The sequence below is a fragment of the Paraburkholderia sp. CI2 genome (assembly GCF_014201055.1).
GTDB lineage: Bacteria > Pseudomonadota > Gammaproteobacteria > Burkholderiales > Burkholderiaceae > Paraburkholderia > Paraburkholderia tuberum.
The window spans coordinates 1-26,156 of the sequence record NZ_JACHDL010000032.1 but is presented as its reverse complement, the minus strand read 5'-3'; the positions used below and the strand labels follow the sequence as shown (position 1 = coordinate 26,156).

The 26,156-nt window shown below is 61.9% G+C and carries 19 protein-coding genes and 2 pseudogenes; all 21 read left to right on the top strand.

Annotated features, from left to right (window positions below):
* The first annotated feature begins 26 nt into the window (after window positions 1-26).
* Entirely contained in the window at window positions 27-2,387 is a 2,361-nt protein-coding gene (locus HDG32_RS31400) for an efflux RND transporter permease subunit (protein WP_184073305.1), read from the top strand.
* 17 nt (window positions 2,388-2,404) lie between these two features.
* On the top strand, window positions 2,405-3,370 hold the full coding sequence (locus tag HDG32_RS31395; RefSeq protein WP_184073303.1) for a YCF48-related protein: 966 nt from the start codon (window positions 2,405-2,407) through the stop codon (window positions 3,368-3,370).
* A gap of 89 nt (window positions 3,371-3,459) precedes the next feature.
* Entirely contained in the window at window positions 3,460-4,938 is a 1,479-nt protein-coding gene (locus tag HDG32_RS31390) for an FAD-dependent oxidoreductase (RefSeq protein WP_184073301.1), read from the top strand.
* Window positions 4,939-5,619 (top strand): c-type cytochrome, encoded by a 681-nt coding sequence (locus HDG32_RS31385; RefSeq protein WP_184073298.1) that lies wholly within the window; start codon window positions 4,939-4,941, stop codon window positions 5,617-5,619.
* A gap of 221 nt (window positions 5,620-5,840) precedes the next feature.
* The gene (locus tag HDG32_RS31380) at window positions 5,841-6,974 is read left to right on the top strand and encodes a trans-acting enoyl reductase family protein (protein ID WP_184073296.1); all 1,134 of its coding nucleotides are present in this window, start codon (window positions 5,841-5,843) and stop codon (window positions 6,972-6,974) included.
* Window positions 6,975-7,030: 56 nt separating this feature from the next.
* On the top strand, window positions 7,031-8,584 hold the full coding sequence (locus tag HDG32_RS31375; protein ID WP_184073294.1) for a class I adenylate-forming enzyme family protein: 1,554 nt from the start codon (window positions 7,031-7,033) through the stop codon (window positions 8,582-8,584).
* Between the two features lie 25 nt (window positions 8,585-8,609).
* Window positions 8,610-9,851 carry a thiolase family protein gene (locus tag HDG32_RS31370; RefSeq protein ID WP_184073292.1) on the top strand — a complete coding sequence of 414 codons (1,242 nt, stop codon included), beginning with the start codon at window positions 8,610-8,612 and terminating at the stop codon, window positions 9,849-9,851.
* 10 nt (window positions 9,852-9,861) lie between these two features.
* Window positions 9,862-11,373, top strand: coding sequence for an FAD-dependent oxidoreductase (locus HDG32_RS31365; RefSeq protein WP_409340069.1), 1,512 nt, complete (start codon window positions 9,862-9,864; stop codon window positions 11,371-11,373).
* Window positions 11,374-11,753: 380 nt separating this feature from the next.
* A complete protein-coding gene (locus HDG32_RS31360; RefSeq protein ID WP_311540531.1) occupies window positions 11,754-12,317 on the top strand; it encodes a TetR/AcrR family transcriptional regulator in 564 nt (187 codons plus the stop codon).
* Window positions 12,318-12,487: 170 nt separating this feature from the next.
* The gene (locus HDG32_RS31355) at window positions 12,488-13,777 is read left to right on the top strand and encodes an acyl-CoA dehydrogenase family protein (RefSeq protein ID WP_184073288.1); all 1,290 of its coding nucleotides are present in this window, start codon (window positions 12,488-12,490) and stop codon (window positions 13,775-13,777) included.
* Between the two features lie 359 nt (window positions 13,778-14,136).
* Window positions 14,137-14,430 (top strand): annotated as a pseudogene (locus tag HDG32_RS31345) (electron transfer flavoprotein subunit alpha/FixB family protein); the annotation flags it as partial.
* A 305-nt stretch (window positions 14,431-14,735) separates the two neighbouring features.
* A complete protein-coding gene (locus HDG32_RS31340; protein ID WP_184073286.1) occupies window positions 14,736-16,220 on the top strand; it encodes an FAD-dependent oxidoreductase in 1,485 nt (494 codons plus the stop codon).
* 10 nt (window positions 16,221-16,230) lie between these two features.
* Window positions 16,231-16,887, top strand: coding sequence for a c-type cytochrome (locus tag HDG32_RS31335; protein WP_184073284.1), 657 nt, complete (start codon window positions 16,231-16,233; stop codon window positions 16,885-16,887).
* Between the two features lie 34 nt (window positions 16,888-16,921).
* Window positions 16,922-17,599, top strand: coding sequence for a hypothetical protein (locus tag HDG32_RS31330; RefSeq protein WP_184073282.1), 678 nt, complete (start codon window positions 16,922-16,924; stop codon window positions 17,597-17,599).
* On the top strand, window positions 17,600-18,415 hold the full coding sequence (locus HDG32_RS31325) for a hypothetical protein (protein WP_260336662.1): 816 nt from the start codon (window positions 17,600-17,602) through the stop codon (window positions 18,413-18,415).
* Window positions 18,416-19,145: 730 nt separating this feature from the next.
* A pseudogene (locus HDG32_RS31320) lies at window positions 19,146-19,739 on the top strand (helix-turn-helix domain-containing protein); the annotation flags it as partial.
* A 250-nt stretch (window positions 19,740-19,989) separates the two neighbouring features.
* Entirely contained in the window at window positions 19,990-21,792 is a 1,803-nt protein-coding gene (locus HDG32_RS31315) for an acyl-CoA dehydrogenase (RefSeq protein ID WP_184073280.1), read from the top strand.
* Window positions 21,792-23,480: an electron transfer flavoprotein-ubiquinone oxidoreductase gene (locus HDG32_RS31310; protein ID WP_409340068.1), complete on the top strand. Its 1,689-nt coding sequence runs from the start codon at window positions 21,792-21,794 to the stop codon at window positions 23,478-23,480. The genes HDG32_RS31315 and HDG32_RS31310 overlap by 1 nt, the downstream gene beginning before the upstream one ends.
* 57 nt (window positions 23,481-23,537) lie before the next feature.
* Window positions 23,538-24,725 carry a beta-ketothiolase BktB gene (bktB, locus tag HDG32_RS31305; protein WP_184073276.1) on the top strand — a complete coding sequence of 396 codons (1,188 nt, stop codon included), beginning with the start codon at window positions 23,538-23,540 and terminating at the stop codon, window positions 24,723-24,725.
* A gap of 33 nt (window positions 24,726-24,758) precedes the next feature.
* On the top strand, window positions 24,759-25,610 hold the full coding sequence (locus HDG32_RS31300) for a 3-hydroxybutyryl-CoA dehydrogenase (RefSeq protein ID WP_184073274.1): 852 nt from the start codon (window positions 24,759-24,761) through the stop codon (window positions 25,608-25,610).
* Between the two features lie 163 nt (window positions 25,611-25,773).
* The coding region (locus HDG32_RS31295; RefSeq protein ID WP_311540529.1) for a citrate/2-methylcitrate synthase at window positions 25,774-26,156 on the top strand (383 nt) is incomplete at its 3' end.

Here is a 26,156-nt window from a genome sequence, read left to right as displayed (position 1 = left end):
GCCGAAACATTTGAAGGGAAAATGCCGTGTTACATCGTCTGGTAAAAACGCTGGAAAGGGTGTTCTTCGGTCACCGCATGGCGGTGCTGGTGAGCATTGGCCTGTTCACCGTGGTCATGGCATTTTTTGCCGTGCAGTTGCGGATGGATGCGGGCTTCGAGAAGCAGATGCCGATCGGCCACGAATACATTCAGACCTTCCAGAAGTACCGCTCCGACCTGCTCGGAGCGAACCGGATCACCGTGGTCGTGCGTGCACGCAAGGGCTCGATCTGGACGAAGGAAGGGCTTACGCGACTGTACAAGGTGACCCAGGCGGTGACGTACCTGCCGAACGTGGACCGCATTGGCGTGCAGTCGCTGTGGACGCCGAACGCCTACGTGAACGAGATCACCGACGAGGGCTTCCGCGCGGAGCCAATCATCTCCGGCACGATCACGCCCGACCAGCTCACGCCCGACGTTGTCGCGAAGGTGCGCCGTGCGACGACACTCGGCGGCTATATCGGCACGCTCGTTTCGCACAACGAAGACAGCGCCATGATTACGGCCGAGCTCAACGAGCGGGACCGCAATGGCAAGGTGCTCGATTACGTGGCGTTCAACCACCTGCTCGAAGCCCAGATCCGCAAACCGTTTGAAGATGCGGGCTATGAAATCCAGATCATTGGCTTCGCGAAGCAGATCGGCGATATCGCCGATGGCGCGACCGCCGTGCTCGGCTTCTGCGGCATCGCGTTGCTGCTCACGGCGCTTGCGGTCTACTGGTACTGCCATTCGGTGCGCTTCACGGTGCTGCTGATTTCATGCTCGCTGACATCGCTCGTCTGGCAGTTCGGCACGCTGAAGCTGTTGGGCTTTGGACTGGACCCGCTCGCGGTGCTGGTGCCATTCCTGGTCTTTGCGATTGGCGTCTCGCACGGCGTACAGCAGGTCAATTTCATCGTGCGGGAGATTGCGCACGGCAACAGCTCGTTCGATGCGGCGCGGCACAGCTTCAGTGGTTTGCTGATTCCGGGCGTACTGGCACTCGTCACCGCATTCGTATCGTTCATCACGCTGCTGCTGATTCCGATACCGATGGTGCGGGAACTGGCGATCACGGCGTCGCTCGGCGTCGCATACAAGATCGTGACGAATCTGATCCTGCTGCCGGTGGCGGCGTCATGCTTCAACTTCGCGAAGAGCTACGCGGACAGCGCGCTCAAGCGCAGCGAGCGGCGCTCGGCGTGGTTGCGCGGGCTCGCGCGCATCGCCCAGCCGCGTTATGCAGGCGTGACCGTTGCATTGACGCTGGTGGTGTTCGCACTTGCCGCGTGGCAAAGCCGCGACCGTGTGATCGGCACACTGCAGCCGGGCGCGCCAGAACTGCGTGCGGATGCGCGTTTCAACAGCGATGCCACGTCGATCGCTTCGAGCTACGACATCGGCCTCGACTGGCTCACTGTCGCGATCGAGTCGGCGCAAAAGGGCTGCGACAACCCGGCAGTCGGCCTGTACGAGGACGACCTCACGAGCGCGATGCGCACCGAGCCAGGCGTGGTGTCGGTCGAGTCCTACTCGGCGATGCTGCGCCGCTACAACCAGGGCTACAACGAGGACTACCCGAAGATGAATGTCGTGCCGATCGACCCTGGGAACTACGGCGCGGTCTCGGTGGATGTGGGCCGGGTGAAGGGCTTCATGAAGGCGGATTGCAGCATGACGGCCGTGCACCTGTTTCTCACCGACCACAAGGCCAAGACGATCAGCCGGATCCTGGACGACGTGAAGACGTATCGCGCTTCGCATCCGTTCCCGGGCATCACCGTGCGTCTCGCGGCGGGCAATGCGGGCGTACTCGCCGCGACCAACGAGGAAGTGGCAGCGAGCGAGTTGCCCATGATGCTCTACGTGTATGCAGCGATCCTGATACTGGTGTTCCTCGCCTACCGCGACTGGCGCGCGATGCTCGCGTGCTGCCTGCCGCTCTCGGTGGCGACTTTCATCGGCTACTGGTTCATGAAGGAACTGCAGATCGGGCTCACGGTGGCGACGCTGCCCGTCATGGTGCTGGCGGTGGGTATTGGCGTGGATTACGCGTTCTATATCTACAACCGGCTGCAGGTGCATCTGGCGGGCGGGCAGAACATCGTGAAGGCTGTGCAGCACGCAATGCTGGAAGTGGGTGTGGCGACGATCTTTACGGCTATCACGCTGGCCATTGGCGTGGCGACGTGGAGCTTCTCGGCGCTGAAGTTCCAGGCCGACATGGGCAAGCTGCTGGCGTTCATGTTCCTCGTGAACCTGCTGATGGCGATGACGGCGCTGCCGGCGCTGGCCTCTGTGCTGGAACGGTGGTTCCCGAGGCGCAAACCGGCGCGTGCGCCTGGACTCTTCAGCCATTGAACAGGGGAGACGCAGTCATGATCAAGATACTTGTTGCTTGTGCCGCGCTGTGCGCGAGTGCGGCAGTCTGGGCTCTGCCGCCGGGAGCCATTGCGGAGTGGGCGGCGATGCCCGCACACGCGTGGGCGGCCCCGTCCCACATGATGCTGCTGGACGCCACGCGCGCGGGTAAGCGCATCGTGGCGGTGGGCGAGCACGGCGTCATCGTTATATCGGATGACGAAGGAAAGACGTGGCGCCAGGCGAAACGAGCGGCTGTTTCGGCGACGCTCTCGGCCGTCACCTTTACCGACGCGCAGCACGGCTGGGCGGTCGGCCAGTGGGGCCTGATTCTCGCAACGGGCGACGGCGGCGAGACCTGGCAGAAGCAGCGCATGGACCTCTCGGTGGACCAGCCGCTCTTCTCAGTGCTGTTCACGAGCCAGAGAGATGGCGTGGCCGTAGGCCTGTGGTCGCTGATGCTCGCCACGCACGACGGCGGCAAGACGTGGACGAAGGTGACTGTGCCGAAGCCGCCGGGTGGCACGAGGGCGGACCGCAACCTGTACCACATTTTTGCCGACAGCAAGGGCGCGCTCTATATCGATTCGGAACAGGGGATGGTGCTGAAGTCCACGGATGGTGGCGCGAACTGGAGCTATCAGGCAACGGGCGGCAAGGGCACGCTGTGGACGGGCGTGGCGCTGCCCGACGGGCGGATCGTGGTGGGCGGGCTGCTGGGCAGCCTGTACCAGAGCAGCGACGGCGGGGCGACGTGGGCGGCGCTGAACGTGGGCACGAAGAGTTCGATCACCGATCTCGTAGCGACTCGAAACGGACTGATGGGCGTCGGGCTCGATGGCCTTGTGTTCCGGCAACGCGAGGGCAGCACGTCGTTCGAGGTTCATCAGCGCGACGATCGCGCAACGCTCACCGCCGCATTGATTGATGGCGCCGGCAAACCGGTGTTGTTTTCGCAGGAGGGGGTGCTGACGGTCCATTGAGAAGCGCCAGTCGCTACCTTGTTAGAACGTTTTCCTTAAGAGCAGAGAAGGAAAGGGGAGAAACAATGAAACTGAATTGGGCATGAAAGATGGATCGGAAACGTAAGCCGGATACACAGACCCGGCGCCAACTGCTACGCGTTACGGCGATGGGCGCGGCGTCACTCGCGGCCGGCGGCATGTCGCTGGCACAGGCCGCCGTAACGAAGCCCATGAACGGCGACATTCTGGACGTCGCGATCATCGGCGCGGGTCTCGCTGGATTGACCGCGGGCCGTGACCTCAAACTGGCCGGATGCGATTCGTTCGTCGTGCTCGAGGCACGCAACCGCGTCGGTGGACGCACCTATAACCACGACCTCGGACACGGTGTCGTTTCCGAAGCCGGAGGGCAGTGGATCGGTCCCGGCCAGACCGCGATCTTCGATCTGGCACGTCAACTCGAGATCGATACGTTTCCGAGCTGGTACACGGGTAAGACCATCGTGATGGCGCAGGGCGCTACGGTGGCGCAGGATTTTCATGGCGGCACTGGGGGTGACGACACGATCGGCAACCGGCTTGCCGAACTGTCGCGCGGCGTGCCGTCCGGCGCGCCGTGGAAAGCGCCGCATCTGGCGGAACTGGACAAGCTCTCTTACGGCGAGTGGCTCTTGCAGCAGGGCGTGAAATACGAGGACGGCTACTTTCTCGCGCTAGCCGCGAAGCTGACCACGGGCGGTGCGCCGGCGCAGCTGGGTCTGCTGCACTACTTATCGATGATCAACAGTGCAAGCTGCAACTACACGCAGCTCGAAGCGTTCAAGGGCGGCGCGCAGGAAACGCGCATCGTCGGCGGTTCGCAGCGTCTGAGCATCAAGATGGCCGAGCAACTCGGCGACAAGGTCAGGCTGTCCTCGCCCGTGCGCAAGGTCACCGGCTGGGATCGTGACGTTGTGGAGGTGCACACCGATCAGGGCGTGGTTAAGGCGCGTCGTGCGATTGTCGCGATGAATCCGGCCCTGTGCAATCAGGTTGTTTTCGATCCGCCGTTGCCCGGCGGGCGGGCGCAACTCCAGCAGAACTGGCCCACGAACGCCCCCATGCGCAAGACGGTCCACGTCTACGACAAACCGTTCTGGCGCGACGCCGGTTATTGCGGAACGATCTTCCAGGTCGGTGGCCCGGTCTTCATGGCGTACGACAACTCGCCTCCCGATGCATCGCTCGGCGTGATCGCCGCATTCGTCGCGCCGGGGATGTTGCCGGACGATTCCGCGATGGCCGAAAAGACGCTGTCGGCCACTTTTGCCAAGGCATTCGGCGACCGCGCGCTGCATCCGACGCAGTTCCACGACTACGACTGGGGCCGGGTCGATCCGTGGACCCTGCATTGCATCAATCCCATGCCGCCGGGCTTCTGGACCAGGTGGGGCAAGTATCTGCATCCCGAAGTGGGGCGCCTGATCTGGTCAGGGACTGAAACCGCCGACATCTGGGCCGGCGCGATGGACGGTGCCGTGCGTTCGGGCCACCGCGCTGCCTTGCAGGCGCTGGCCGGCTTCACTCGACGCGGCGAGGAGGCGTGAATGAAACGGGCATGGATCGTAAGCGCAGCCGTTGTGCTGGCAGGCGTCGCAGGCGTGGGAGCGCTCTACGGACGCGATTACCTCGACGGTATGCATTTCGAAAAGGCGATGAGCGAGATCGACAAGACGGCAGTGGCCAACGGTGGCCCATGGCCGCAACCGCAGGAGACCTGCTACTTCTGCCACGGTGCGCACGGGCAGTCCGTCAACGCCTGGTATCCGGCGCTGTCCGGACAGCCAGAAGCTTATCTCGTCGCCCAGTTGCACGCGTTTGCCGGCGACCTGCGACCTAACCCCCACATGGGGGCGATTGCGAGGGAGCTGACGGACGAGCAGATCAAGTCGTTGGCTGTCTATTTCGCGCGGCAGACGCCGGCCCAAAGCGAAGCGGTGCACGGCCAGGCGGCGCTCGAAAAGCGCGGGATGGCGCTCGTAGCGGCGAAAAGCTGTCAGGCCTGCCACGGGGCGTCGTTCATGGGCCGCAACCCGGTGCCACGACTGGCGGGCCAGGGCGAAGCCTATCTCGCGAAGCAGCTTGCTGCGTTCAAGACGGGCGAGCGTCGTGACCCGAGCGGCGCAATGAACGGGATGGCGGCCACGTTGTCCGGCGAAGACATCCAGGCGGTGGCCAGCTATCTGGCGAGCCTGACGCCGGGTGGCAGCGCCGCAGGCGCGCAATAGCTGCCATGGCGTAACGGGCAGGAACAGTGGGGTGACAGGGGAACACCCTGTATTTTTTCAGTTTCTTTAAATTGTCAATGTGACCTAAGGTGGGTATTGTGTTCTATTAATGAAGCGTGCTTCATCGCAACACTGACTGACGGTGCTGTTTGTCAGCCGCCGGCGACATCCCCGCATTTGACAGACGCAACAATTAACCAATCACGTTTCAGGAGACAAGCATGGCAAAGCATCCCGTCGTCGTTTATGGCGCAAGTGGTTACACCGGCATGTTGATCATGGACTGGCTCATCGACCAGGACATTCCCTTTACGGCGGTCGCGCGTAACGCGAAGCGCACGCAGGACATGATGGCCCAGCGTGTCGTGCGCCTCGAATCGGCGAACTACGAAGTCATCGAAGCCGAGCACAACGTGGATTCGCTCGTGAATGCCTTTCGCGGTGCAAAGGTCGTGTGCAACACGGTCGGGCCGTTCTTCAATTTCGGCCTTACCGCCGTGGAAGCGGCGCTCAAGGCAGGCTGCCATTACCTCGACACCACTGGCGAGCAGCACTATATCCGCCAGGTTCGCGAACAGTTCGGCGAGAAGTTCCGGCAGGCGGGGCTGCTGGTATCGCCCTCGAATGCCTACATGTACACGTTCGCGGAAATCGCCGCCGAACTGGCGCTTGAAACGCCCGGCATCGATGCGCTGGAGACCGCCACGCTCACGCGCGGCCCGCGCGGCGCCGGCGCCGGTGTGAGCGTGGGCTCCACTGCGACCATCTTCGAAGGCTATCGTCAGGAAGCATGCTATCTGTGGGAAAAGAAGCTGGTGCCGCATGACAGCCACGCTTCGTTCAACATCGCCTCTCCCGACTTCCTTCAGCCCGTGTTCGCCCTGCCGTGGGGCGGGACGTCGCTGCCGGTCTACTTCGAGCACGATCCGCGCGTGCGCAGCTGCGTTTCCTGCGTGGGCTTCTACGACAACAATGCGATGCAGATGGTGCACGCGCTTGGACAGAAGTGGGAAGCCGAGTACGCGAACTTGCCGCGCGAGCAGCAGGATGCGGTGCTCAAGCAACTCGTCGACTCGACCACGCCGGCCATGCCGCCGCGCGAACGCACGTCGCTTCATCGCACTGTCGACTTCGCGATTGGCCGCGGCCAGCTCTCCGCCGTTCGCGCGACCGTGCACGGCATCACGCCATACATCGCGACCGGCGCGATCCAGACGGCCGCGGCCATCAAGCTGCTCGACGGCGAGACCGCGAAGGTGGGCTTCGCCTCGGGTTCCCAGGCATTCGGGCATCGCTATCTGCTCGGCTTCCTCGAGCAGCGTGGGCTCGCGCGCGCGACCGTCGCTCAGCTGTAAGCGCCGCGAGCGCGCAGTTTCGGGACAGATTCAGGACAGACAGGGAAACACGGGATATGGCAATCATTGACTTCTTCGACCGCGGTTGGCGCATCAACCCCAACGGCATCGCCTACATCCAGGACGAGCGTAGCTATTCGTTCGATGAGGTGCACACGCTGTCGTGCCGCATCGCTAACGGCCTGCTCGCTGCCGGCTTCGAAAAGGAAGCGAAGGCAGCGGTCTGGGCCGACAACGACGTCACGGCATGGACCTGCACGCTGGCGCTGTGGCGTGCGGGTGTGGTGTGGATCCCGGTGAACGGGCGCAACGCGCCGCAGGAGAACCAGTACCTCCTCGACGCGTTCGATTGCGAAGCGCTGTTTTTCCACCAGACGTTCGCACCGGCGATCGAAGCACTGCGTCCCAGTCTGCCCAAGGTCAGGCTCTGGGTCTGTATCGATGCCGATCTGCCGTGGGCGCCGTCGCTCGAGAAGTGGAGCGCGGCGCAATCTGCGACAGAGCCGCGCGTCGATTACGACATGGACGACATCGTGACCCTTTCGGCCACGGGTGGAACGACGGGTTTGCCGAAGGGTGTGATGAACACGCATCGCGCGTTTCAAACCTACTTCGCGCAGTTCATGATGGCGTTTCCGTATGGCGTGGAGCGGCCGGTGAATCTCGCCGCCGCGCCCATGACGCATACTGCGGGAATGCTCTCGCTGCCGTGCACCGCGCGCGGCGGCACGGTGGTCGTGTTGCCCAAGCCGGAGCCGGCGCTTCTTCTCGCGGCGATCGCGAAGCATCGGGTCACGGAGTTCTTCCTGCCGCCGACGGTCATCTATCGCCTGCTCGATATCCCCGGCATCGAGGACCAGGATTTTTCGTCGCTCAAGTGCTTCCTGTATGGCGCCGCGCCGATGTCGGTGGAGAAGCTCAGGCGCGCGATCGTGGTGTTCGGTCCGGTTATGTCGGGCGGCTACGGACAGACGGAAGCCCCGGCGTCCATCTCCTATCTCACGCCTGCCGAGCACTTCGTCGACGGCAAGCCTGCGCCGGACAGCCGGCTCTCGTCGGTCGGCAGGCCCAACCCGCTGATCCGCGTCGAAATCATGAACGATCGCGGCGAGATCCTGCCGCAGGGCGAGACCGGCGAAATCTGCGTGCGCGGCGACCTTGTCATGAAGGGCTACTACAAGGCGCCGGAGAAGACTGGGGAAACGATCATCGACGGCTGGCTGCACACGGGCGACGTCGGTCATCTGGATTCCGAAGGGTATCTGCACATCACCGACCGCAAGAAGGACATGATCATCAGCGGCGGCTTCAACGTGTATCCGAGCGAAGTCGAGCAGGTGATCTGGGCTCATCCGGCGGTGCAGGATTGCGCGGTGATCGGTGTGCCCGACGAAAAGTGGGGGGAGGCCGTGAAGGCGGTGGTGGAGCTCAACGCGGGTCAGAGCGTCAATGCCGAAGATCTCGTGGCGTTGTGCAAGGAGAAGCTCGGCTCGATCAAGGCACCGAAGACTGTGGACTTCGTCGCGGCACTGCCTCGCAGTACGGCCGGCAAGGTGCTGAAGAAGGATCTGCGCGAGCAGTACTGGCAGGGTCAAACCCGCCGGATCTGAGTCAGCAACGTTGAGATAAAACACCATGAGCGACATTTACATCGCCGGCATTGCAATGACCGTGTTCGGCCGGCACTTCGAGCGCAGCATCGACGATCTCGCGGGCGAAGCGCTACGCGGAGCATTGAAGGATGCGGGTTGCGATGCTGGGGCGATCGGCGCGGCTTTCTATGCCGGCATCACCAATGGGCCGCTGCAGGGCCAGCTGTCAATTCCGGGGCAGGTCGTGTTCAGCAAGATCGGGATTGAAGGCATTCCGGTCTACAACGTCGAAAACGCCTGCGCATCGGGCAGCACCGCGGTGCATCTCGCAGCGCAGGCACTTCGGTCGGGCGCCTGCGATGTGGCGCTCGCGCTCGGCGCGGAGAAGATGAACGTCGCGGACAAGGCGAAGTCATTCGCCCTGTTCGAGGCGGGCTGGGACGTGTCGCGCGTCGACGAAAACTTCGCCAGGCTGATGAAGCTCGGCGAAGGCATCGAGCCGCCGCCCGGAGCGGAGTCCGATCGGCCCTATAGCCGCTTCATGTCGGTCTACGCCGCGCTGTGCCGGTATCACATGAAGACCTACGGCACCACGCAACGCCAGATCGCCGCCGTGTCGTCGAAGAACCATCTGCATTCGGTGCACAACCCGTATTCGCAGTTCCGCCAGCCGTTGACGATCGACGAAGTACTTGCGGCACCGCCGATCACGTATCCGATCACGCTGCCGATGTGCGCGCCGGTTACGGACGGTGCGGCAGCGGCGATCCTCTGCACCAGGGAGGGGCTGCGGCGCATCGGCGCCGACCACAAGCGTTGCATCCGGATTGCGGCGAGCGTGATCCGCAGCTTCACGCATCGAAGCGCCGACGAGCCGGAAAAGAACATCGGCCGGCTCGCCGCGCTGCAGGCCTATCAACAGGCAGGCCTCGGCCCCGAGGACATAGATGTCGCAGAAGTGCACGACGCGTCGGCAATGGGGGAAATCATCCAGGCTGAAAATCTGCAACTGGTCCCGATCGGCCAGGGCGGCCCCGCAGCCGAGCGCGGCGAGTTCACCCTCGGCGGGCGTATTCCAATCAATACATCCGGCGGCCTCGAATCGAAAGGCCATCCACTGGGTGCGACGGGAATCGCTCAGCTATACGAACTGGTGACTCAACTGCGCGGCGAAGCGGGCGCGCGTCAGGTATCCGGCGCGCGGCACGCAATTCAGGAAAACGGCGGCGGATTTCAGGGTATCGAAGAGGCGGCGCTCGCCGTCCACATTCTGAGCAGGACTTGAAGGAGCGTGCATGAGCGAGACAACGGAAACCCAGGCAGGACAGCAAGGCGACTCGCGCCCCGGAGTGAACCGCCGCACTTTCCTCAAGGGCGCGGCGGCAGTAGCCGTAGTGGTGCCGGCAGTGGCGGCCACGCAATGCGCGCGCGTCGAATCGGCTGGGCCAGCGGAGGAGGCCAAAATGACCGCTGACATGGAGAAGTACCGCGCGCTTGGCGGCTGGGTGGAAAGGCCGGGCGACATACAGCCGGAACTCGTGGGCGACACGAGTGCGGATGTGATCATCGTCGGCGCCGGGTTTGCCGGGCTGTCGGCTGCGCTGGAACTGGTCAGGCACGGAGCGAAAGTGATCGTGCTCGAGCGCGAGTTTGCCGGCTTTGGTGCAAGTGGACGCAACGCTGGCTATCTGGCCGGCGCACTCGCGCTCGAGTACGATCTTTTTCTCAAGGACATAGGCAACCAGAAAGGGAGGGAGATCGTTCGCTACTATGAGGAGGCCGTCCCCTTCGTGGAGGGAAAGCTCAAGGAGCACGAGATCGACTGCGACTATAACCAGACGGGCATTATCCGCGCGGGCATCGATCCCGCGCAGGAAGACAAGGTGCGCGAGGACATGCGAACCGGCGCCGAGCTGGGCTTTCAGTCGGAGTTTCTCGATCAGGCCGAGATGCGTGCGCGTGGCATTCCGCCTGCGTTCCTGTTTGGCAACTACGTGCCGCGCGGGGGCACGCTCCATCCCGGCAAGTATGTGATGGGGCTCAGGCGCGCGGCTCTGCGGGCAGGCGTGAAGATATACGAGAACACGCCGCTACTGTCTTACACGGAAGGGCCGGTCATCATGGTGCAAACTCCGCGAGGCAGTGCGAGTGCCCCGGCTCTGATGCTGGCCACCAACGCCTATACGCCGCAACTCGGCCTGCTTGCAGACAAGGTCGTGCCGTTACGGGTCTCGGCGATCGAGACCGAGCCGCTTTCCGATGCTCAGCGCAAGGCGTTGGGTTGGCTGCGACGCGAAGGCATCGTGACGGCGCACTGGACCATGGAGAGCCATCGCCTGACCGTCAACAACACGCTCGTGGTGACGACCAAGCGCCTCCACTATCCATACGGCTCCAAAACACCGAACGTACCCGACTATGATTCGTATCGCGAGCTGCGCACGGCTCTGCATGACCGCTTCCCGACCCTCAAAGGCATCGCGCTGCGGGCATGCTGGAGCGGCTATATCAGCTTTGCCAATGACGCGCTGCCGGTCGTCGGGGCAACGGGCGCGCATCAGAACATTTTCTACAGCGCTGGGTGCTCCGGGCATGGCGTGGCCGCCCAGTCCATGGTGGGAAACATGATCGCCGGGCGGATTCGCGGCACCGAAAATCCGCTCCTTTCGGCGCTGGATCACAAGACGCCGTCGACACTGCCCGAGCCGTTGCGATGGTGCGTCATGAATGGGGCGCTGGGCGTGGTGAACGTGCTCGACGACCGTGTGAACGGCAAGGCGCGTGCCGCGCAAGCGCAGCGGGCGTAATGCGATTAGCGCCACAGAATGCTTTCGGAGACCATGTCGCACGAGGCCCCGATTGGGGCATTCGGAGAGTCGCTTGACGTTCGACTACTGCGAATTGAGGTGATATTGGGCGAGGACGAACGCTGCATCACGCGCCCGCCATGAGGATGGATGTTCAACCTGGTGTAAGGTATAGTCATGTTTACCTAGAGAACGGTTCGTGTGACCGCGTTGCTTCGCTTCGGCGAGGCGTCATACTTCACTCAGGACGGAAAGCGATGACAGTGCCAAAAGAACCCAGCACCCGTAAGCGGCGCCCGTCGAGCGCAGCACCTTCCACGGGAACCGCACCCGACGGACTGCGGGCCCAGGGCATACGTACGCGCAATGCCATTATTCGTGTGGCGAGGAAGCTCCTGCTCGAGAATGGTCCCATGGACTTCTCGCTGCGTGCCGTTGCGCTGAAAGCGGGAATCAGTGTCAGCAACCTCCAATACTACTTCCCGACGCGGCCTGACGTCGTGCGGGCGGTGATGGCGCCGGTGATCGACACGTATCTCGATGTTCTGAAACAGGCGCTCCAGAACAATGCCTCGCCACGTGCGAAAATCGACATCATTCTCGATCAGTCGTTGCGGGACGCGAAGGACTCGAAGAACATCCCGCTGTGGTGGCATTTCTTTTCGTTTGCGTCTACAGACCCCGAGTGCGCACAGATGCGAGACGAATGGTACGACACCTTGACAAGCGAATTTGCCCAGCTCATTCGCGCCGTGAATCCGGAGCGTGGGGCGGCCGAGAGCGCACATATCGCCATATTGCTCATTTCAATGGTGGACGGAATGACACTCCATCTGGGCACCACGCGCAGCAAGCGCGCATACATGCGAGGGTTTGAGGCTATGTTCATCAAGACCGCGCATAACCTGGTGTGGGGGAAGACGGTATACGCCGAGACGGCCTAGCAGCCACAGCGCCATGCGGGCGAAGAAAGAAGACGGGGGAATACCCTGTCTTTTTTTTTCGGCTAGTGTTTTGTATTGTTACCTATGTTTATATTTGTGTTCTATAAGTGAGATGGCCGGGTTGTCGGGCAGTCCGGTCGACATGCATCCAGGAGAGGAGGAGTACCGAAATGATTCGACTGCACAAGTCCGTAGGGTTGCCGCTGGCAGGATTGACCGGTTTCGAAACGCCGATGAGCGAGGAGGAGCGTGCGATCCAGGACACGGTTCACCGTTTCGCACGCGATGTACTGAAGCCCGTCGGGCGCGAGCTCGACCGCCTGACGCCGGAGGAAGTGATCGCGCCCGGTTCGCCTTACTGGGCCGCCATGATGGAAAGCGCGAAACTGGGCCTCGATCCGCAACTTCTCACGCAGCTTCCCCCAGACATGGCGGTGCGCATCGAATCGCTGATCGGCGAAGAGCTCGGCTGGGGTGATGCTGGGCTTGCCGTTTCGATCGGCGTGGCGCCCGCTCCGTTGATGATGGCGCAGTCGGTTGGCAATCAGGAGCTGATCGACATGTGCACCGGCAAGATCGGCTGCTGGATGAACACCCAGCCCGACCGCGGCTCCGATGCCGCGATTCTCTACCGCGACGAGATCAGCGCGGGCGGCAAGCAGCCGGTCGGCAACCTCACGGCGAAGGTGGGCACGGACGAGATTGTCATCAACGGGCAGAGTTCGGCGTGGATCTCGAACGGCTCGGTCGCGCAGGTGGCTCTTGCGTATATGGCTGCAGACTACGGTGACGGCTTCTACGGTACCGGCGAACATGGCATGTTCACCAACGGCGTGGGCATGATCATTCCGCTCGATCTGCCGGGTATCTCGCGCGGCAAGCCGCTCGACAAGATTGGCCAGCGCTCGCTGCCGCAGGGCGAGATCTACTTCGACGACGTGAAGGTGCCCAAGCGTTTCGCCGTTGCATTGCAGGACGATTATCTCGGCAATCTGGCCTCGACCTGGTCGTTCGCCGGCACGCACATGTGCCAGGTGTTCGTGGGTGTGGCCCGCGCCGCGTTCGAACTCGCACTGGCGTATTGCCACGAACGTAAGCAGGGCGGGGCGCTGTTGATCGATCACCAGATGACGCAATTGCGCGTGGGCGAGATGCTGCGTCGGCTGGAGATGGCGCGGGCCATTGCGCGACGCAGCCTCGCGTTCTCGCGCCTGTCTCCGAAGAGCCATCCCTACGCGACGGCCCAGGCCAAAGTCAGCGTGACCGAGGAAGCGATGAAGATCACGCACGAGGCCTTCCAGCTTTTCGGCGGCAACGGCACCACCCGCGAATTCCCGATCGAGAAACTGTTCCGCGATGTGCGGTCCGCACTGATCGAAGATGGAGAGAACTACCACCTCACGTTGCGCCTCGGCGTGCTGGCAGGAAAGCTCTACCAGGGCGGGTGGACGAAGGAGTAAATATGTCGTCGACCCGATGTCGCGGCGTGGCGTCAGGGCTTCATGGCACCCGGATCGGGTTATCGGATCGCGACTAGCGCGTGGGAGCACTGCCGTAAATCAAGCGCCGAATCCATTATTACATTAGGAGCACGACATGAATGCTGCTGTCTCATTGAGCCACGCGGCTCTCGCGGCTGTGCTAACTCCAACGTGAAGATGCCGATGAACCCGTTCGATGAGATCGCCGTTGAAGAGGCGGTTCGCCTGAAGGAAGCAGGCGTGGCGACGGAAGTCATCGCGGGATCCGCCGGTGTCGCGCAAGCGCAGGAAACGCTGCGCACGGCGCCGATCGCGCGATCTTCATCGAGTCGAATGAGCTGGAGCCGCTCGCCGACAAGCTCAACGCCGCGCTGGGCGCCTCGCGCGCAGCCGTGGACGCGGGCTACGTGCCGAACGACTTCCAGGTCGGCCAGACCGGCAAGATCGTCGCGCCGCAGTTGTACATCGCAATGGGTATCTCGGGCGCGATCCAGCATCTCGCGGGCATGAAGGACTCAAAGGTAATCGTGGCGGTCAACAAGGACGGAGAAGCGCCCATCTTCAGCGTGGCTGATTACGGTCTCGTCGGCGACCTTTTCCAGGTGGTGCCGGAGTTGGTGTCGTTAATCTGAGCGCATAAAAGGTGGGATGTCGCGAGCAGCCTTCGAGATACAGGGGAATACTCTGTATTTTTTCTGTTTTGTTTGTGTGTATTATGACCTATCTTTGGTTGATTGTACTAACACAGATAAACGGAGCAGCAGACTTCGCGGTTCCCGGCCAGGCGCGCGAATGAATGTGAAAGGATTCCGAATGATTCTGGCAGCAGGGTGTAGCGATCGGATATGAAACCCGGAACCTGGAACCTGGCGCCTGAGCAGAGCGGCTTCGGTGAGCCGCAAGGAGCGGGAACCTTCATCACGTAGACAGAGGCACTATGGCAAAAAAATCTTCCCCTGACGGCGCTGCAAACCTGCAGCGCAGGCAATGGCTCAAATATGCCAGTGCCTCGGCTGCCGTTGGCACGCTCGCCATGGGTGCCCGACAGTCGCATGCCGCGGTTACCAAGGCCGCGCCAGGCGCGGACGGCATTCTCGACGTCGCCATCATTGGAGCGGGGCTGGCCGGACTGACCGCCGCGCGAGACCTGCGTCAGGCGGGCTGCGAGTCCTTTCTGGTGCTGGAAGCCCGGGATCGTGTGGGGGGACGAACACTCAACTACAACATCCCCGGTGGCTTCGTTTCGGAAGTCGGCGGGCAATGGATGGGGCCCGGCCAGACCGCCGTCGCTGATCTCGCGCGTGAACTGTGCGTCGGGACTTTCCCAACCTACTACGACGGCAATACGGTCATTCTGGGCGGTGCGGGGCGTGTGACAGTCGATCTGAAGGGCACGTTCGGCACCGACGAGGCGGTCGGAGCAAGGCTCGGCAGGCTGTCACGCGACGTACCTTGTGGTGCGCCGTGGACGTCCTCGAAGGTCGGCGACCTGGACAAGCTCTCGGTCGGCGATTGGCTGGCGAGGCAGGACATCAAGCCTGAAGACCAGGTGGCATGGAATGCCAGCAGCATTCTTTCGGGCGGCGCGGCGCCGGCGAAGATGGGGTTGCTGCATTTCCTTTCGATGATCAATTCGGCGGATTGCGATTATTCGCAGCTCGACAGCATCAAGCACAGCGCCCAGGAAACCCGCTTCGTCGGCGGCTCGCAAATCCTCAGCATCAAGATGGCCGAGCAACTGGGCGACAAGGTGCGACTGTCTACGCCGGTCCGCCAGATTTCCGGATGGGACGGCGACGTTGTCACCCTGCATACCGACCATGGAGAAGTGCGGGCACGGACCGTCGTCGTGGCCATCCATCCGGCTTTGTGTCATCAGGTGCAGTTCGATCCGCCTCTGCCCGACAAGCGCGCGGCCTTGCAGCGCGCATGGCCCGCGCATTCCCCTGCACGGAAGACGGCCATGGTCTATCGCCGCCCGTTCTGGCGCGACAAGGGCATGAACGGCAGCATCTTCCAGGTCAATGGCCCCATCCTGTGGGCCTTCGACAACTCCCCGCCCGCTGGGGAGATCGGGGTGATCAACGCGTTCGTCGAGAATGGGATGGTCCCCTCGGAGCGGGACGCGGCAATGGCCATGCACAAGCAACTCTACGCGCAGGCATGGGGCGACGATGCGCTGTCTCCCATCGCCTACCACGATCAGGACTGGAGCCGGGTCGATCCCTGGACCATTACCTGTATTTCCGCCATTCCGCCGGGCTTCTGGAGCGCCCACGGAGAAGCGCTGCACCCGTCGTGCGGCAAGCTGATCTGGTCGGGGACGGAGACGGCGAATATCTGGGCCGGCTACATGGATGGCGCCGTGCGCTCCGGCCATCATGGCGCGCTTCAGGCACTGAATGCCCTGCGTCGGGCGTAAGAGGGCAGCGATGAAAAAATACCTATTGACAGGCATTCCTCTGGTTATCGTCCTGCTGCTGGCCGTTTTCGGTTCTGATCTGCTAGGTCTCTACAGGCTTCAGGGCTATATCACTACTTCGACAGCAGCCTATCTCGCCGACGGCGGCCCCTGGCCGCACGTGACCGACACCTGCACTGTGTGTCACGGCGTCAAGGGCAATTCGCTTCATCAGGGCTATCCGAGCCTGGCGGGCCAACCGGCCCCCTACCTGGAAACCCAGCTCCACAATTTCGCCAGTGAGGCGCGGCGCAATCCGAACATGGGACCTCTCGCGATGACGATGAGCGATCCGCAGATCAAATCCCTCGCTGAGTATTTCGCCGGTGCGACCCCTGTCGCGAATCGCTACTTCAAGCCGGATCAGCAACTGCGCGAGAAGGGACAGCACCTGGTGGTTGCGGGCAACTGTGTCGCATGTCACGGTTCCCAATTGATGGGCCACGAGCAGTTTCCGCGTTTGGCTGGTCAGGGATATGACTATCTGCTCGCGCAGTTCGACGAGTTCGCTTCCGGCACCCGAAGCGAACCCACCGGCGTAATGAAAAGCCTGTCGCAAGGCTTTTCACCGGAAGACCGCAAGGCTATCGCGAGCTATCTGGCAAGTCTCGATCCGAAGAAAAAATGACCAATCAGATGCAACCTGAGTTAGGAGTTTAGTCATGGACCTCAGATCTTTAGTTCTTATGCTCTCTAGTGCTTTGCTGGCATTGAGCTCATTTTTCTACGGCCGGAAGATCGTTAAGAAACGAAACTATCTTCTCGGGCTGGAGATGTGGATTGTCGGTATCTCCGCGACGAACGCCATCGGATTCTTTGCCACTGGCAATGCAGTTTCCTATGAGGTAGCGCACTTCTTCGATGCGTTCTCTCGCGGATTCGGCATGCCCATCATCGCCGTCGCGGGCATGATGGCGATTACGCATGGCTACAAGCCGTCAATTCGCCAGGACGTCACGGCATTCGTCGCCTCGTTTGCGCTCACATTCGTCCTTGTGGGAGCGGATTTCATCGCTGGCGTTTTGCCCTATTACTATCTGGCGATGTGGATCTGGCTGTCGATCTATCTCGCTTATTTCATCGTGCGATTGCTGAACGTCGGCGCGATGCTTGAGGCGCTGGGCGTGGCAGTGGCGCTGGTGACGTCGCTCGCGATTGCCGGCATCTACGATTTCTACAAGATTCCTGGTGAGGAAACCAACGTCGTGCTCAATTTTTACACGCTTGCGCTGTGTACGTGGGCCTACTTCATGCCGGCGATCTATTACGGCTACTGCGCCCTTGAGCGTGTTCGAAGCGGGAGCGTGGCTTCGAAGAACGCTACTCCCTATTGCAATTGAATGAAAAACGTTGCTGTTGCCGCGGTCCGCGACAACCGGGAGTTATGCGCGGGCGGCGCTGAAGGTTTTATCCTGGAGACTATGATGAATCAGACCTCGCGCAAGGTAATGCGCTTTACGGCTTGGAGTGCCATCATCGGCGGCATTCTGGCGTACGCGAATGTTGGATTGTCTGTCGTGGTGACGGGCCCGGATGCGGACATGGTGCTGCATGGTGCATCGATGCTGGCATTGCCACCGGATATCCGCGACCTGTTCCGCTGGTGCATGGTTGCCGACACGCTTGGCTTCTACCTGCCGTTCCTCGTCATCGGCGGATACTTCGTGCACGTATTTCGTGAGGAGTTGGGCGCGCTCGGCAACATGGTGGCAATGGCAGTCGTGCTGTATGTCATGGTGGGCGTGACAGGCGCAGTTATGCAGTTTGCAATCCTTCACCCGCTGGCACATCTGTATGCGGGCGGGGACGATGCCACGAGAGGCGCAGCGGCGGCAGTATGGACAGCGATAGCCAATGGGACGCAAAACGGGCTCTGGTGGATCGAAGGCCCCCTCGTGCTTTTCTGGACGTTGATTGCGGCCAAACTGCTCAAGAACGCGGGCTGGAAGGGAGCGATTCTGTTGAAGATCGTCGGCTGGGCTTTCGGCTTGTTTTTCGTGTTCGGCTTTTTTCCGGATCTCGACGCGCTTTCGAATGCCAGTGAAATGGTCGTCGTGCTGGTTCTGCCGCTGTGGATGTTGTTGTTCGGCTGGCAGTTGCTCCGCCGCGCACGGACGTTACCGGCACGCTTGCATGGCGTTGGCGCAACCACCTAAGGCATCGCTCGGGTTCAGCCCAGAGCGACGCCAAAGCATTTCCCAGCGATGTAAGCAATCCCGATAGTTTCAGCGATCAGATCGGGATCGATATGGCCCTTTCCTCCGCCAAAGCTGCCGAAGTGATCGGCGACGTGAAAAACTTCACCGATATCATACCGACGGTTTTCCACGCGGACGACTGACGGATCGCGCAGCGGCCATGGGTTGATGTCGTGGCTATAGCAAAAGGCTTGATTGCTTCGAGGCAGTGTTCATGAAAAGGGCGCGCATGCCGCACTTTATTGCGCGCCCCCACGCACAATTGATCGGCGCGTGCGAGCCGGGTTCACGTTGCGGGGGCCTGGAATCCGTCGGCGAAGGATAGGCAGGATGTTGGTCTACGAGGTGGTAACTCCGAGAGGTTGGCTGAATAAAGTGGACGCCAACATTCCGTAGAATTGAGCAATTGAGGCATTGATGAACCGAATGCCCGAGGTCGTATGCGAAGGAATTTCGTGAAGAAACAGTCAAGCTGGCAACGAAGTCTTCGCTGCGCAATTCACCTCATCTCGCAGCTAGACTATCAATGCACAGAGTGCGTCGGATGCCGAGAGGCGGCCGAAGTCGCTTGCCATTGCATTCTGCTAATGAACAGTTGATAGTGCCGTTTGTTACCTTCACTGCTTTTTAAGAGTCCTGTTCGATCACGGCTATGCATCCACCTGGCGCTACCGTACCGGCCGTCAGCGTCCTTGGTCAGGAACTGATGCTGAAACTCGCGCACGGCGTGGCGTCCTGGCTCGTCGGCCAGAAGATTCCGCTGCTGCAAGTCCGCTTTGCGTTTCCGCGTCCACCGCATGCGCATGAATATCTCTACCTCTTTCCTGGACCTGTCCAGTTCGACTGTGAACAGACGTTGATGCAGTTCAGCGCGTCTTTCTTCGACATGCCGATTCGTCAGCGCAAGGCGAACCTGCGTAAGTTTCTCGCGCGGGCGCCCGAAGACTGGATCTTTGTGGCGTTCGACGAACAGCTCACGAGCCACCGCGTCAGGGAATATCTGGCCTCCCGGTTACCCGACATGCCGTCAATCGAGGAAGCCGCGCGAGGCCTGCACTGCTCGGTGCGGACGTTGTGCCGCCATCTTGCGGCCGAGGGTGCGGCGTTTCAGACGCTGAAGAACGAATTGCGACGGGATATCGCGATTCAACGTCTCACGGGAACCGAGGACGCGATCGCTGCGATTGCCGGGGATATCGGCTTCGATGATCCGACCGCCTTCCATCGGGCCTTTCGGCACTGGACGGGCAGCACACCTGGCGCGTACCGCCGCGGCACCTGATTCCATTGACAACACCGGGCCTGCACGAAGGGCCGGTGTTGTCGCGCATCGGCCGTGAAAAACGCGCCGCTCCACGGCTACACGACCGGATTGCTCGTATTCCGTGGCCGACTTTGTCAATAGATGGTCCGGTTCGGTCAGCCGGATTCGCCATGTTCGAGGCTACGATGTCCGTCAATCGTTGCCGTGCAGGACCTGGCGTTCCAGTGTCATGGCACCCCTTTAAATTCCACCATTGGGAAGACACAGGATGAGCTATTCCGCGCCCGTCAAGGACATGCTGTTCGCCATTAATGAACTTGCAGGTCTCGAACACGTGTCGACGCTGCCCGGCTTCGAGGACGCGACAGTTGAAACTGCGCAGGCAGTCCTCGAAGAAGCCGCCCGCTTTAATGCGGACGTGCTGGCGCCACTGAATGTCGAAGGAGACAGGAACCCGAGCAGCTGGACGGATGGGGCGGTCACCGCCTCGCCAGGCTTCAAGGAAGCATTTCAGCAGTTCGCCGAGGGCGGCTGGCAGGGTGTCGTTCACCCCATCGAATATGGCGGCCAAGGGTTGCCGAAACTGCTTGCCACACCGTGCATCGAAATGCTGAATGCCGCGAACCTGTCGCTTGCGCTGTGTCCGTTGTTGACCGACGGCGCGATCGAGGCGCTATTGACCGCGGGCAGCGAGGAGCAGAAGCAACGCTACGTGCCGAAGCTGATCTCTGGCGAGTGGACCGGTACGATGAACCTCACTGAACCGCAGGCCGGTTCCGATCTCGCGCTCGTGCGCACACGCGCTGAACCCTACAACGACGGCACATACCGCATTTTCGGAACGAAGATCTTCATCACCTGGGGCGAGCACGATATGGCGGGGAACATCGTGCACCTTGTGCTCGCGCGGATACCGGACGCGCCGGAAGGTGTGAGGGGTATTTCGCTCTTAATCGTCCCGAAGTTCATGATCAACGACGACGGCACGCCTGGCGCGCGCAACGACGTGCAGTGTGTGTCGATCGAACACAAGCTGGGCATCAAGGCGAGCCCCACTGCGGTGTTGCAATTTGGTGATCACGGAGGCGCAATCGGTTACCTGATCGGCGAGGCCAACCGCGGGCTCGAGTACATGTTCATCATGATGAACGCGGCGCGCTTCGGTGTCGGCGTGCAGGGCATCGCTGTTGCCGATCGCGCGTACCAGAAAGCCGTTGCCTATGCGAAGGAGCGCGTGCAGAGCCGGCCGGTTGACGGCTCGGCTAAACAGTCAGTGGCGATTATTCAGCATCCCGACGTGCGCCGCATGCTCGCGACGATGCGCGCGTTGACGGAAGGAGCCCGTGCGCTCGCCTACGTCGCTGCTGCCCACAGCGACATCGCGCATCGTCACGCCGACGAGGCGGTGCGAGCCGACCATCAGGCGATCTACGAATATCTGGTGCCAGTCGTGAAGGGTTGGAGTACGGAGCTGTCGATCGACGTCGCGAGCCTGGGCGTACAGGTGCATGGCGGGATGGGTTTCATCGAAGAGACTGGCGCCGCGCAGTACTACCGCGACGCACGCATTCTGACGATCTACGAAGGTACGACCGCGATCCAGGCGAACGACCTGGTCGGACGCAAGACGCTCCGCGACGGCGGCGCGGTCGCCAAGGTGTTGATTGAGCAGATTGACGAAACGCTTGCGGCGTTGTGGGAGCATGCCTCGTACGAGTCCAGTCCAGCGTTCCAGGTGCTTTACCGTCATCTTGCGGCGGGTCGCGTTGCGCTGGCGAACGTCGTCGAGTTTGTGCTCGCCCGAGCCCAGCAGGAACCGAACGTGGTGTTTGCCGGCAGTGTGTCGTATCTGAAGCTGGCCGGCATCGTGCTGGCTGGCTGGCAGTTCGCCCGGGCGCTACTGGTGGCCACGGAGAAGCGCAGCGACGATCCGTCGTTCTACGACGCGAAGATCGCGACGGCACACTGTTTCGCGACGCAGGTCCTGCCGCAGGCACTCGCGCTGGAAGCGGCCACCGTCAGCGCGCAGGATGACGTGGGCGTGCTGGCGCTGACGGAAGACCAGTTCTGATGCAAGGGGGGATCATGACTGAAGCTCGCCTCATCGAGCAATACGGTCCACGCGAGTCGATGGAATACGACGTCGTGGTCGTCGGCGGCGGCCCGGCTGGGCTGTCCGCGGCGATCCGGCTGAAGCAGCTGGCCGCGGAGAAGGGCGTCGAGCTTGGCGTGTGCGTACTGGAAAAAGGCTCGGAGATCGGGGCGCATATCCTCTCGGGCGCGGTGATGGACCCGCGTGCGATCACCGAACTGATTCCGGACTGGAAGGAAAAAGGCGCGCCGCTGACGGTGGACGTGACCGAAGACAGATTCCTGTTCCTGACGGAAACCGGTTCGAAGAGCGTGCCGACCTGGGCGCTGCCGGACAATTTCAAGAACCACGGCAACTACGTGATCAGCCTCGCGAACGTGACGCGCTGGCTGGGTCAGCAGGCCGAGGCGCTCGGCGTCGAGATATTCCCGGGCTTTCCGGCGGCCGAAGTGCTGTACAACGACGACGGCTCGGTCAAGGGCGTCGCGACCGGCAACCTCGGCATCGGCAAGGACGGCGAACCGACCGGGAACTTCCAGCTCGGCATGGAGCTGCACGCGAAGTACACGCTGTTCTGCGAAGGCGCGCGCGGCCACCTCGGCCGCCAGCTGAACGAGAAGTTCAAGCTGCGCGACGGCGTCGATCCGCAGGTGTACGGCATCGGCATCAAGGAACTGTGGGAGATCGATCCCGCCAGGCACAAGCCGGGTCTGGTGATGCACACGGCCGGCTGGCCGCTCGAAAACGACACCTACGGCGGCTCGTTCCTCTATCACATGGACAACAACCAGGTGGTGGTGGGCTTCGTGGTCGGCCTCGGCTATTCGAATCCGTATCTGTCGCCGTTCGAGGAATTCCAGCGCTACAAGACCCATCCGGCGATCCGCGCGATTCTGGAAGGCGGCAAGCGGGTGTCGTACGGCGCGCGGGCGATCACCGCGGGTGGCCTGCTGTCGCTGCCGAAGCTGGTGTTCCCGGGCGGCGCGCTGGTGGGCGACGATGCGGGTTTCCTGAACGCATCGCGGATCAAGGGCTCGCATGCGGCGATCAAGACCGGCATGCTGGCGGCTGAGGCTGCTTTTGAAGCCGTGCAGGCAGGCCGCACCAGCGATGAACTGACGGCCTATCCGGAGTCGTTCAAGACCTCGTGGCTTCACACGGAATTGCATCGTGCGCGCAACTTCAAGCAGTGGATGAGCAAGGGCCTGTACCTCGGCACGCTGATGGTCGGCATCGAGCAGAAGCTGCTGGGCGGCAATGTGCCTTGGACACTGCATCACCAGCATTCCGATCACGAGATGCTGAAGCCCGCATCGCAGTGCAAGCAGATCACGTATCCGAAGCCAGATGGCAAGCTGACCTTCGACCGATTGTCTTCCGTGTTCATTTCGAACACCAACCACGAAGAGAATCAGCCGGCTCACCTGACGCTGAAAGACCCTTCAGTGCCGGTGAATGTGAACTGGCAGACCTATGCCGGCCCCGAGTCACGCTACTGCCCGGCTGCCGTCTACGAGTTCGTCAGGAACGACGACGGCAGCGAACGCCTCGTGATCAACGCGCAGAACTGCGTGCACTGCAAGACGTGCGATATCAAGGACCCGACGCAGAACATCGTGTGGGTGACGCCTGAAGGCGGCGGCGGTCCGAATTATCCGAATATGTGATCGGCCGACAGCGCTTCGTTTCAAGAAGGGCACAGCAACCAATTCAAGGAGCAAGTGATGCAGAGGGAAGTCGTTGTTGTCAGTGGTGTCCGCACGGCCGTCGGGAAATTCGGCGGCAGTCTGAAGGATCTGCCACCGACTGAGCTCGGCGCGATCGTCGTGCGCGAGGTGCTGGCGCGCGCGCAGCTCGCAGGCGACCAGGTCGGCCACGTCGTGTTCGGAAACGTGATCGCGACCGAGCCCAAAGACCTCTATCTGGCGCGGGTCGCCGCGCTTAACGGCGGCGTCTCCGAAGCGACGCCGGCCTTTACCGTCAACCGGCTTTGCGGGTCGGGCCTGCAGGCGATCGTCTCTGCCGCGCAAACCATTCTGCTCGGCGACGCGGATGTAGCGATCGGCGGCGGCGCGGAGAACATGAGCCGCGCCCCGTATGTGACGCCCGATGCGCGCTTCGGTGCGCGCATGGGCGACGCCCGCCTGATCGACATGATGCTCGGCGCGCTGAACGATCCATTCCATGCGGTGCCGATGGGGGTTACCGCGGAGAACGTCGCGCAGAAGTACGGCATCACGCGTGACCAGCAAGACGCACTGGCGCTGGAATCGCACCGCCGGGCCACCCGCGCGATCGCCGAGGGACGCTTCAAGGAACAGATCCTCCCGATAACGCGGAAAGTCAAAGGCAAGGAGGTCGTGTTCGATACCGACGAGCATGTGCGTCAGGACGTTGATCTGGCGGAACTCACCGGGCTGCGCCCGGTGTTCCAGAAAGAGAGCGGCACGGTGACGGCTGGCAACGCCTCCGGGATCAACGATGCGGCGGCAGCGGTCCTGATGATGGAGCGCAAGGAGGCCGAAGCGCTCGGACGCAAACCGATGGCACGCCTGGTGTCGTACGCGCATGCGGGAGTCGATCCGCGTTATATGGGCATCGGCCCGGTGCCTGCCACGCGCATCGCGCTGGAGCGGGCCGGCCTCACTATCGGTGACCTTGATGTCATCGAGGCGAACGAGGCGTTTGCCGCGCAGGCGTGTGCGGTGGCGCAGGAGTTGCAGCTCGATGCAGCTAAAGTCAATCCGAACGGCTCGGGCATCTCGCTCGGCCATCCGATCGGCGCGACAGGCGCGCTGATCACGGTCAAGGCGCTTTACGAACTGCAGCGCATCCATGGGCGCTACGCGCTCGTGACGATGTGCATCGGCGGCGGCCAGGGCATCGCCGCCATCTTCGAGAACCTTCAGTGAACGGCACACGAGAACTTGCAGGAGACGACAGATATGGCAATTGAAACGGTAGGAATCGTCGGCGCGGGCACCATGGGCAATGGCATTGCCCAGACTGCCGCGGTGTCCGGACTGAAGGTCATGATGATCGATCTTGCCGAGGCGGCGTTGGTGAAGGGAATGGCGACGCTTACGTCCAGCCTCGGGCGGCTCGTCGCGAAAGAAAAAATCGATGCAGCCACGCGCGACGCGGCGCTCGCCCGCATCGAGACCTCGACCGACTATCAGCGCCTTGCGAACGTCGATCTCGTGATCGAGGCTGCCACGGAAAGCACCGAACTGAAGGTGCGCATCCTGAAACAGATCGAAGCCTCAGCTCGTGCCGACTCGATCATCGCATCGAACACCTCGTCGATCTCCATCACGGCGCTTGCATCTACGCTGTCAGATGCTTCCCGCTTCGTTGGTATGCATTTCTTTAACCCGGTACCGCTGATGCCGCTGGTGGAGATCATCCGTGGCTTGCAGACGAACGATGCCACTGTGCAGGCGATCCGCGAACTGACGACGCGGTTTGGCAAGTCGCCGATCTGCGTCAGGAACGCCCCAGGTTTTGTGGTCAACCGGATTCTGGTGCCGATGATCAACGAAGCGTTCTTCGTGCTTGCAGAGGGCGTTGCCACGGCGGAAGAGATCGACGCCGGCATGTGTCTTGGCGCGAACCACCCGATCGGCCCGCTAGCTCTCGCAGACCTCGTGGGGCTCGATGTCTGCCTGTCCGTGCTAGATGTATTCGCGAAGGATTTCGGTGACCCGAAGTACCGCGCGTGCCCACTGCTGCGGGAATTCGTGGCCGCCGGCCGGCTTGGTCGAAAGACCGGACAAGGTGTCTACGGCTACGACTGAGCAGCGTGTCGACGAGCGAACTGCACTTATTGTGGGCCGCCAGCCTGGCAGGCTGCGCGATATGTGGCGGGGTTGTCGAAGAGGACCCGGCCGTGGCTTGTCGTTTTCGATCGTCCGACAGGTACTGGAACTCGACCTTATTATTTTGGAAAACCAAATAGATATGGAACACTTAGCGATCAAGGCGACGTTGTCCTTCAGTGACAATTCGCCGAGTGTCGAAATGCCGATTTACAAGGGCACGCTTGGCCCGGATGTGATCGACATTCGCAAACTGTACGGCCAGACCGGCAAGTTCACGTACGACCCGGGCTTCATGTCGACGGCGGCTTGCAATTCGGCGATTACCTACATCGACGGCGACAAGGGCGAGCTGCTGTACCGCGGCTACCCGATCGACAACCTCGCGCAGAACGCCGACTTCCTCGAAACCTGCTACCTGCTGCTGAAGGGCGAACTGCCGAACGCGCAGCAGAAGGCCGAATTCGTGAAGACGGTCACGAACCACACGATGGTGCACGAGCAGATGCAGTTCTTCTTCCGCGG

Coding starts and splice junctions, on each gene's coding strand:
- HDG32_RS31395 (WP_184073303.1), top strand. CDS start 2,405: ATGATCAAGATACTTGTTGCTTGTGCCGCGCTGTGCGCGAGTGCGGCA.
- HDG32_RS31390 (WP_184073301.1), top strand. CDS start 3,460: ATGGATCGGAAACGTAAGCCGGATACACAGACCCGGCGCCAACTGCTA.
- HDG32_RS31385 (WP_184073298.1), top strand. CDS start 4,939: ATGAAACGGGCATGGATCGTAAGCGCAGCCGTTGTGCTGGCAGGCGTC.
- HDG32_RS31380 (WP_184073296.1), top strand. CDS start 5,841: ATGGCAAAGCATCCCGTCGTCGTTTATGGCGCAAGTGGTTACACCGGC.
- HDG32_RS31375 (WP_184073294.1), top strand. CDS start 7,031: ATGGCAATCATTGACTTCTTCGACCGCGGTTGGCGCATCAACCCCAAC.
- HDG32_RS31370 (WP_184073292.1), top strand. CDS start 8,610: ATGAGCGACATTTACATCGCCGGCATTGCAATGACCGTGTTCGGCCGG.
- HDG32_RS31365 (WP_409340069.1), top strand. CDS start 9,862: ATGAGCGAGACAACGGAAACCCAGGCAGGACAGCAAGGCGACTCGCGC.
- HDG32_RS31355 (WP_184073288.1), top strand. CDS start 12,488: ATGATTCGACTGCACAAGTCCGTAGGGTTGCCGCTGGCAGGATTGACC.
- HDG32_RS31340 (WP_184073286.1), top strand. CDS start 14,736: ATGGCAAAAAAATCTTCCCCTGACGGCGCTGCAAACCTGCAGCGCAGG.
- HDG32_RS31335 (WP_184073284.1), top strand. CDS start 16,231: ATGAAAAAATACCTATTGACAGGCATTCCTCTGGTTATCGTCCTGCTG.
- HDG32_RS31330 (WP_184073282.1), top strand. CDS start 16,922: ATGGACCTCAGATCTTTAGTTCTTATGCTCTCTAGTGCTTTGCTGGCA.
- HDG32_RS31325 (WP_260336662.1), top strand. CDS start 17,600: ATGAAAAACGTTGCTGTTGCCGCGGTCCGCGACAACCGGGAGTTATGC.
- HDG32_RS31315 (WP_184073280.1), top strand. CDS start 19,990: ATGAGCTATTCCGCGCCCGTCAAGGACATGCTGTTCGCCATTAATGAA.
- HDG32_RS31310 (WP_409340068.1), top strand. CDS start 21,792: ATGCAAGGGGGGATCATGACTGAAGCTCGCCTCATCGAGCAATACGGT.
- bktB (WP_184073276.1), top strand. CDS start 23,538: ATGCAGAGGGAAGTCGTTGTTGTCAGTGGTGTCCGCACGGCCGTCGGG.
- HDG32_RS31300 (WP_184073274.1), top strand. CDS start 24,759: ATGGCAATTGAAACGGTAGGAATCGTCGGCGCGGGCACCATGGGCAAT.